General features: G+C 60.8%; 6 protein-coding genes. 5 read left to right on the top strand and 1 reads right to left on the bottom strand.

Features of this window, described 5'->3' with window-relative positions; all coding sequences use genetic code 11:
* Positions 1–204: glycine cleavage T C-terminal barrel domain-containing protein (locus ACRZ9U_RS19015; protein WP_480902694.1), on the top strand; the 204-nt coding region annotated here is incomplete at its 5' end.
* 16 nt (positions 205–220) lie between these two features.
* On the opposite strand, the gene ACRZ9U_RS19010 is transcribed toward ACRZ9U_RS19015, so the two are convergent.
* Positions 221–1108: a LysR substrate-binding domain-containing protein gene (locus ACRZ9U_RS19010; protein ID WP_170407411.1), complete on the bottom strand. Its 888-nt coding sequence runs from the start codon at positions 1106–1108 to the stop codon at positions 221–223.
* A gap of 203 nt (positions 1109–1311) precedes the next feature.
* Here ACRZ9U_RS19010 and ACRZ9U_RS19005 point away from each other — a divergent pair, with 203 nt between their 5' ends.
* The 4 genes from ACRZ9U_RS19005 to ACRZ9U_RS18990 are packed head-to-tail and all read left to right on the top strand — an operon-like array spanning position 1312 to position 7027.
* Positions 1312–2667, top strand: a complete 1356-nt coding sequence (locus ACRZ9U_RS19005) for an MmgE/PrpD family protein (RefSeq protein ID WP_480902691.1) — start codon at positions 1312–1314, stop codon at positions 2665–2667.
* A 16-nt stretch (positions 2668–2683) separates the two neighbouring features.
* Positions 2684–3925 carry an FAD-dependent oxidoreductase gene (locus ACRZ9U_RS19000; RefSeq protein ID WP_170407405.1) on the top strand — a complete coding sequence of 414 codons (1242 nt, stop codon included), beginning with the start codon at positions 2684–2686 and terminating at the stop codon, positions 3923–3925.
* Position 3926: 1 nt separating this feature from the next.
* Positions 3927–4190, top strand: a complete 264-nt coding sequence (locus tag ACRZ9U_RS18995; RefSeq protein WP_170407402.1) for a sarcosine oxidase subunit delta — start codon at positions 3927–3929, stop codon at positions 4188–4190.
* Positions 4190–7027 (top strand): 2Fe-2S iron-sulfur cluster-binding protein, encoded by a 2838-nt coding sequence (locus ACRZ9U_RS18990; RefSeq protein ID WP_170407399.1) that lies wholly within the window; start codon positions 4190–4192, stop codon positions 7025–7027. Before ACRZ9U_RS18995 ends, ACRZ9U_RS18990 begins: the two co-directional genes overlap by 1 nt.
* Positions 7028–7029 lie beyond the last annotated feature (2 nt).

Genomic DNA, 7029 nt, shown 5'->3' with positions numbered 1-7029 from the left:
CACCAGGTTGTGCGACCTCAGGGTTTATATAGCAAATCGCTAGCGCTTGGCTATATAAACCCTGAGGTCGCACAACCTGGTGATACGGTCGAAGTGTTCATCCTTGGCAATCCCCATAAAGCGAAAATCCTGTCCGAGCCCCCATTTGACCCGGATGGAAACCGCCTGCGTGATGTTAAACCGGCACTGGAAGGGGCTGCTTGAGCAGCCCCATTGCAGGTCAGCGGTTCATGCTGGCGGCGGCGTTTAGCAGCCAGTCCTGAAACAGCCTGACCGACGGTGAAACGGGTTTTTCCTTGAGACGCACGAAATAGGCCCAGGGGCTGTCCAAATCGAATTCGAACGGTTCGATCAGCAGCCCCCGGTCCACATAAGACCCGGCCAAAGAGCTGGGCAGAGCGACGCAGCCCAACGACTGCGCCGCCATCTCCATTGCCAGATTTGAAGCGTTGGTCCGCAGCCCTTCCTTCTGGTTCAGGTCTGCCAGATCAAAATGACGTGCGACCCGTTCCCAATAAGCTGGACGACCCAGAATATGGATCAGAGGTGCCTCTTGCAGTTGCGCCGGATCGGTCAGCTGCGCGCCATTGACTGTGAATTCGGGCGCACACACGACCGCAAGCTTTTCGGCCCACAGCTGCCGTGCGCCCACCGTCACATCGTCAATATGATTGACCGTTATCGAAATGTCCGAGACGTTCGGCTCGACATCAATCCAGACGGTGCCGTGTACCGTCAGGTCGATATCCGGGTGCTGGTCGCTAAAGCCCCGGATTACGTCCGGTAGCCAATTCTCGGCCAGGCTGACCGGGCAAGACACGACGACTTTGCGGGTGTGTGACCGCTGGATGACCGATTGTGTGGCCACGTCAATCTCATGCAGAGCATGCCGCACTGAAGGCAGATACGCCTCGCCCACGTCGGTCAGCGACAATGACCGGGCATGGCGCACGAACAGAGGCCGCTGCAAAAACTCTTCGAGCGAACGCACATGGTTGCTGACGGCGGATTGGGTGCAGTTCAGCTCATCTGCCGCGCTGGTAAAGCTGAGGTACCGGGCGGCGGCCTCGAAGGAGCGCAGGAAGATCAGGTGGGGCAGGTTCATCATGGCGACATTTTCCTGGGCGGGCGGATGGGTGGTACGCCGGGAATCCTGTTTCGCGGCGGGAATTGATCTGGTTCATATGCTACAATGGAGCGGAGCCAAAGCTACAAATTTTCCGGGGCCATTGCCCTCGTATTGTTTTCGTGCTGCGATGGGCAAACACACTTAGGTTTTGGCCGAACCCGAAACCTCATCTGTAGGGCATCGTGACCAACACATTTCAAACTATCGCAAAGTTTGCGCTAAATCGAAGGGTGCAGGATTTCCCCGACAGCGCGCTCGAAGCGGCAGCACTGATGCTGCTGGACACGCTGGGGATCACCATCGGGTCCGGACCGATGCAGGCCGGTCAGATCGCGCGTGACAGCGCAGTGGCGCTTTACGGTGCGGGCGATCCGGGCCTCTGCGCACGGATGCTGTTCGATGGCCGCAAGGTTAGCGTTGCCGGCGCGGCTTATGCCGCTGCGACTCAGACCGATAATCTAGATGGCCATGACGGCTATAACCCCACCAAGGGCCATATCGGTGTTGCCGTTGTGCCGGCTCTGGCGGCTTTGGCGGAAACGGTCGCGGATTTTTCCGGCCCCGAGGCGTTGGCGACCGTAACTATTGGATACGAAATCGCAGGGCGCGCCGGGATTTCGTTGCATGACACAGTCAGCGACTACCACACTTCCGGCGCATGGAACGCGTTGGGAGTTGTGGCCGTTGCCGCCCGTCTGCGCGGGCTGAGCGCAGAACGGATGCGGCAGGCCATGGGCATCGCCGAATATCACGGGCCGCGCAGTCAAATGATGCGCGAGATTGCCAACCCCACCATGCTGCATGACGGCTCGGGCTGGGGCGCGCTGGTGGGTGTATCCTCGGCAGTGCTGGCCGAGAAGGGATTTACCGGCGCGCCGGCGATCACAATAGAGGCGGATGAGGTCGCGCATCACTGGCGGGATCTGGGCAGCTTCTGGCAGATGGAACATCAATATGTGAAGCCCTATCCGATCTGTCGTTGGGCCCATGCAGCGATCGACGCCACCAGGGCGCTGATGCGTGAATATGGCCTGTCTCATCAGGACATTGCCGCGATTCAGGTGAACACTTTCCACGAAAGTGCCTGCCTGTTTCAGGGTATGCCGGATGACACTTCGAAGGCGCAGTATTCGCTGCCCTTCGCGGTGGCGACGACGGTGGCGCACGGCCGTATCGGGGTCGAGCATATCACCGGCGCGGGCCTCTCCGATCCGCTGGTCGCGGCGATTGTCGACCGTATCTCGGTGGCCGAGACCGCGCGCCATTCCGACCGCTTTCCTCAAAGCCGCGTTGCTGATGTCGTCATGACCCTGACGGATGGGCGGGAACTGGCGTCGGGCGACGTCCACGCGCGCGGCGGGCCCGAGGCACCCATGGACCGTGACGAAGTGATTGCCAAGTTCATGGAGTTCGCCACTCCACCGCTGGGGGTCAGCCGTGCCGCCGCCATACGCGACGCGGTTCTGGGGTTGCAGTCGCCGGACGCCAAATTCTCGGATCTCGGCGCGCTGATTTATGACGCCGCTGACAACCGCTGAAATCAGGACAACAAAAATGCCGCTAAGGCTGCTGAAATACGGGCTATCCGCCGATTACCCTGTCACCGGAGACATTCCGGCCACGCCAGAGCTTAAATCCAGTTACGATGTGGTCATCGTAGGTGGTGGCGGCCACGGACTGGCCTGTGCCCACTACCTATCAAAGTATCACGGCATCACCAATGTGGCTGTGCTGGAAAAGGGTTATCTGGCGGGCGGCAACACCGCGCGGAACACCACTACCATCCGCTCGAACTACATCACCAAAGAGGGCATCGCGTTCTACAAGGAAGGTGTGCAGCTTTACGGGGAGATGAGCGAAGAGCTGGATTTCAACGTCATGTTCAGCCAGCGCGGTCAACTGACGCTGGCCCATACCGAGGCGACGCTACGCTCGTTCCATCTGCGGGCCGAGATGGGTAAACACGCGGGCACCCGGATCGAGGTAGTTGATGCGCAGACGGTCAAGGACCTGTCCCCGCATCTGAATATGGATGAGGGCGGGCCGCTGGAAATCATCGGCGGTTTGTGGCACGCCGATGGAGGCACTGCGCGGCATGATGCGGTGGCCTGGGGTTATGCAGCGCAAGCCAGTAGGCGCGGGGTGGAAATTCATCAACGTACCGAGGTTGAAGGGTTCGACACTGCCGGTGGCAAGATCACAAAAGTGCGCACCAATCGCGGTGATATCAGTGCCGGGCAGGTGATGATTGCTGTCGGGGGCATGAACTACGACATGGCGATGAAAGCCGGGGTAGAATTGCCGATCCGTTGCTATCCGTTGCAGGCGATGGTTACGCAGCCGCTGAAACCGTGGCTGCACACGCTGGTCAGCTCGGTCAGCCTGCACACCTATCTGGTGCAGTCTTCGCGAGGCGAGATCGTGATCGGCGGTGGCTCGGACCCTTATCAGCTGTATTCCACCCGCTCGACACTGGACATGAAAGAACATCTGGCCGAAGGCGCGGTACATTTGTTCCCGTTCCTGCACGGGGTGCGTCTGCTGCGACAATGGGCCGGGATTACCGACATGACGCCCGATTACTCACCCATCATGGGTGCCAGCCCATTGTCCAACCTATGGCTAGATTGCGGTTGGGGCACTTGGGGGTTCAAAGCCACTCCGGTGGCGGGCAAATACATGGCGCAGTCCATCGCCAACCAGAAGGTCGCGCCGATACTCGAACCCTTCACAATGGAGCGTTTCGCCACTTTTGATCTGCTCAATGAAATGGGCGCAACTGCCGCGAGCCACTGACATGAAGATCCTGATCTGCCCGATGAACGGGCCCCGCAACATCAATGAATTCCAGAGCTTCGGCCCCCTGCGCGCCAACCCCGACCCGGATGCAACCAGCGATCAGGACTGGGCGCGTCACCTGTTCCGCGCCGACAATTCACGCGGAACGCTGGTGGAATGGTGGCGGCACGTGCCCTCGAACTATTTCTTTCTGGCGGAGCGCAACGCCACCACGAACGAGGTGATCCGCACTTTTGACCCCTCAGAGCTGGAGCAAAGGTGATGGCCCGACTTCCCGCACCCTGGGGCAACAGGATCAACCGAGATGCGCCGGTATCGTTCAGCTTTGAAGGGCAGGCGTTTCAGGGATACGAAGGTGATGTGATCGCCTCGGCTTTGGCCGGGCAGGGGAAGTGGATGCTGTCGCGCTCGTTCAAATACCACCGACCGCGCGGTGCGATGTCGATGGCGGGCACCGAGGCCGATACGCTGGTGCAACTGCCCTCGGACCCGAACGTGCAGGCCGACCGGCATCCGATTTCGGCAGGGCTGCAAGTTACGGCGCAGAACGTCAACGGATCACTGGCGCGAGACCGCGACGCATTCATGGACAAGCTGGGGCGATTTATGCCGGTGGGGTTCTATTATCGCACCTTCATGGGTCCGACGCGCAATAGCTGGTTGAAACTGTGGGAGCCGCTGATCCGCAAGAAGGCTGGGCTGGGCGTTCTGGATATCAACGCCCCGCATGAAGACTACGAAAAGGCCAACCTGTTTTGTGACCTGCTGGTCGTCGGCGCGGGGCTGGCCGGGTTGACCGCCGCCATCGAAGCCGCCGAAGCCGGAGCTGACGTCATTCTGGCCGAGCAGGAGCCGGTCTTGGGCGGTGCGCTGACCTATGGCCGCGATGCCAACAGGCTGTCCGACCTACTGGCGAAAGTGCAAAGTCTGCCGAACTTCCGCATCATGACCGGTACAGTGGTGAACGGCTGGTTCGAGGACAACTGGCTGCCGCTGATCCGGGGCAACAAGCTGTTCAAGACGCGCGCGCGCGAGGTTCTGCTGGCCACCGGCTGCATCGAACAGCCCACGATCTTCCGAAACAATGACCTGCCGGGCATCTTGCTGGGCACTGGTGCGCAACGGCTTATGCGGCACTATGGTGTGAAACCGGGCAAGCGCGCGGTGGTACTGGCCGCCAATCTCGACGGTTATCGGGTGGCGCAGGATCTGTTGGACGCAGGCGTAGAACTGGCGGCGGTGGTTGATCCGCGCCCCAGCGGCAGCGGCGGTGAGCTTGGCCAGCAACTGGCAACAAGGGGAACGCGTGTCATTCACGGCACCGTGGGTGAGGCGCGTGGCAAGACCCATGTTACCGGCGTAAAGGTCGGAGGCGACTGGCTGGATTGCGATCTGTTGGTGATTTCGGTCGGCTATGCGCCAATGTGGCAACTGCCCTGTCATGCTGGCGCGAAACTTGGGTACAATGAAACGGCGGCGCGGTTTTCCCTGTCTCTGCCAGACGCTCCGCTGGGCATTGCCGGGGGTGTTGCCGGGGTCTTTGCGCCTGATGCGGTGGTGGCCGATGCGCAACGCGCGGCACAGACGGCGTTGACTCGTCTGGGGCTGCCAACCCGCGACATCGCGCAGGTTGAAGATGTCGAGGCTGCGTTGACGAATTTCGAACCGGCAATCGCCGGGCATCCCAAGGGCAAGGATTTTGTCGACCGGGACGAGGATATTCAGATCAAGGACCTGCAAAACGCGGTTAAGGAAGGCTATCGCGAGCTGGAGCTGATCAAGCGCTTTACCACAGTTGGTATGGGGCCGTCACAAGGGCGGCACTCGGCGCTGGCCACCGCCCGGGTGGTGGCCAAGGCGACCGACCGCACAATCGGGCAGATCGGCGTGACTACCGCCCGTCCGCCCTTTGGCCCCGAAACGCTGGGCGTGCTGTCTGGTCATCATCACCCGGCAGACAGGCGCACCGCGCTGCATCACGAACATATCCGGTTGGGGGCGGACATGCGCCCGGTCGGAGCGTGGTGGCGGCCTTATTTCTACGGCCCCAAACAAGACGCCAAGCGCCTTATCGAAGAAGAGGTGCATGCGGTGCGCAATGGGGTCGGCGTGCTGGATGTTTCAACTCTGGGCGGGCTCGAGGTGCGTGGCCCGGATGCGGGCGAATTCCTCAACCGCATTTACACCATGGCCTATAAAAAGCAGCCTGTGGGCCGTTGCCGGTACTGCCTGATGACAAACGAAATGGGCACGGTGATCGACGATGGCGTGGCGTATCGGCTGGCCGAGGATCTGTTCTATGTCACCGCCACCACCGGGGCCGTGGCGCGGGTTTATTCGGATATGTTGTTCTGGAATGCGCAGTGGCGGTTGGATGTGGATGTGCTGAACGTCACCTCGGCCTTCTCGGGCTTCAACATTACCGGTCCCAAGGCGCGCTCCGTGGTCGAGGCGCTGGACAGCGATATCGATTTCTCGCGCGATAGCTTTGCCTATCTCGACGGGCGCAGCGGCATGGTGGCCGGGGTGCCAGTGCGCGCCATGCGGATTGGGTTCACCGGCGAGTTGAGCTACGAGCTGCACTGCCCCACCAGCTATGCCCACACCCTGTGGGATGCGGTGATGGCGGCGGGTCACGCGCACGAGTTGCGCCTTTACGGGCTGGAAGCCAGCCGGATTCTGCGGTTGGAGAAAGGCCATATCCTGATTGGTCAGGACACCGACGCGCTGACTTCGCCGGATGAGCTGGGGTTCGAATGGGCGATCTCGAAGACCAAGCCGTTTTTCGTGGGCAAGCGCTCAACCGAGATGCGCCGAAACAAAGGCCTGCCGCGCAAGCTGGTCGGGCTGACATTCGACGGGCCAGATGTACCGGGGGAAAGCTGTCTGGTACTGAGGGACGAGGTACCGGTGGGGCATGTGACCTCGGTCCTGTGGTCGCCGACGCTGAACACCCATATCGCGCTGGCATATGTGCATGGCGATGACGCTACGCAAGGATCGCAGGTCACGGTGAAGTGCCGCAATGGCAAGCGCGTCGTTACAACTGTGCGCGGCCACACCTTCTTTGATCCTGAAAACAAACGGCAGGAGGTGTGATG

The organism is Ruegeria sp. D7, from assembly GCF_056534355.1.
This window is presented reverse-complemented; position numbering and strand designations above follow the sequence as displayed.

Excerpts from the sequence above, each read along its gene's own strand:
- ACRZ9U_RS19000 (WP_170407405.1), top strand. The coding sequence starts at position 2,684 with ATGCCGCTAAGGCTGCTGAAATACGGGCTATCCGCCGATTACCCTGTC.
- ACRZ9U_RS18995 (WP_170407402.1), top strand. The coding sequence starts at position 3,927 with ATGAAGATCCTGATCTGCCCGATGAACGGGCCCCGCAACATCAATGAA.
- ACRZ9U_RS19010 (WP_170407411.1), bottom strand. The coding sequence starts at position 1,108 with ATGATGAACCTGCCCCACCTGATCTTCCTGCGCTCCTTCGAGGCCGCC.
- ACRZ9U_RS18990 (WP_170407399.1), top strand. The coding sequence starts at position 4,190 with ATGGCCCGACTTCCCGCACCCTGGGGCAACAGGATCAACCGAGATGCG.